1 protein-coding gene is annotated in these 1,406 nt (G+C 46.7%); it reads right to left on the reverse strand.

Features of this window, described 5'->3' with window-relative positions; genetic code table 11:
* Positions 1–1,346, reverse strand: a 1,346-nt coding sequence (locus BZG79_RS15580; protein ID WP_077774862.1) for a multidrug transporter, incomplete at its 3' end; no start/stop codon positions are given.
* Between the last annotated feature and the right edge of the window lie 60 nt (positions 1,347–1,406).

Genomic DNA, 1,406 nt, shown 5'->3' on the forward strand with positions numbered 1-1,406 from the left:
AGCTTAAAGTCATCTTCATCTTGGAAGAGATTGGTGTAAGGTGCCCAGTTACCGACATCCGTATCATTGAAGTACTGCGTGAAGTAAAAGCTAACTTTTGCGTCTTTAAGGGCGCCGGCTTGAATCGCATAATTAGCAAACAAGCTGTACGAGTACTCGGTTAAATCCTCATACCCTTGAGCCGATGAGCCAAACCCATAAGCACCGCTCAAGCCTGCACTAAAGCCAGTCGCGCCGATATCAGAGAAATCACGGGACAATGAACCAAATACTGCTAATTCTTCGTCATGGTTAAAATCGGAACGATTATTCCACCAAATGTCATAAGTACCGTTCGAACCACCGTATTGACTTGTCAGACGATACGCGAGATTTTGCACAACAGCAGGATCTCCAGAGTCGGCTTCGGTATAAGTGGCCTCTGCACGATAAGAGTATTGACCTGATGACATACTGGTAAGCATAGCTAGCTGGAATGCCGTGCTATCATATTGTTCATCGTCATCAACCACATAGAGTTGCGGCGACCAATACACGCCACCCTCTGTGGTACCTTTCACTTTAAGGTGTGCATTCCAACGATCACCATCACTTAACGCGCCGTAGGCCGTATCGAGTGAAATACCGTTATCGAGCTCATAACGCGCACCTAGCGAATACGCTGTGCCGGCATCTTCACCATTGGTCGTTTGAAATTCATAGGTTTCTTTAAACCAAGGCGCTTTATAACGCTCTGACACCACAAGACCCACATTAAGCTTGTCAAAATTAAGACCTAATTCACCCCCAAGATGCGTGCCTGGCGCAAACGACCAGTTAATACCTATGGTACTTGGGACGGAAGGCTGAAAGTAACCAAGCTTCGCGGTGGCTGTGTCTCCAAACTTAAATTTTGCTGCAGCCGTCGCCAAAGAAACACCGTTATCTGTGCAGTCTGCCTCCCACGTCCCACTACATTGACTGTCATCTGGATCTTGGTCGTATGGGTTATTCACGCCCCAAAAGTTCATTTCATGATCAGGGCTGCCGTTTTGCCACATATCAAAGGTGGCAAATGCCATCAGATCTAGCCCTACAACATCCGCGGCATAGCCAGAATTAAAAGCGAGATTGGTGAATATAGAACCGTGATCTAGATTGGTTTCCTTTTCTCCATTCTTTTTATAATTTCCTCGATCTCTGGCTCTTGCCCAGACATTGAGATTGCCGTTAATCGTTGAATCAGCAAAAAAGGGCGATACACTTCCTGCATAGTCGGACGTTGTATCTTGTGACATTGCTGGTGCCGCCACGACTGCACTCAAGACCGCTGCAGCCAATGTCGATACGCGAAACATCTTTTCCATGAAATACTCCTGCTGCCTGCAAGATGAGGTCTTGCCCCGTTGGGTTATTAAGTTTTATCG

The sequence above is a fragment of the Salinivibrio sp. MA427 genome (genome assembly GCF_001996115.1).
In the GTDB taxonomy this organism is placed as follows: Bacteria; Pseudomonadota; Gammaproteobacteria; order Enterobacterales; family Vibrionaceae; genus Salinivibrio; species Salinivibrio costicola.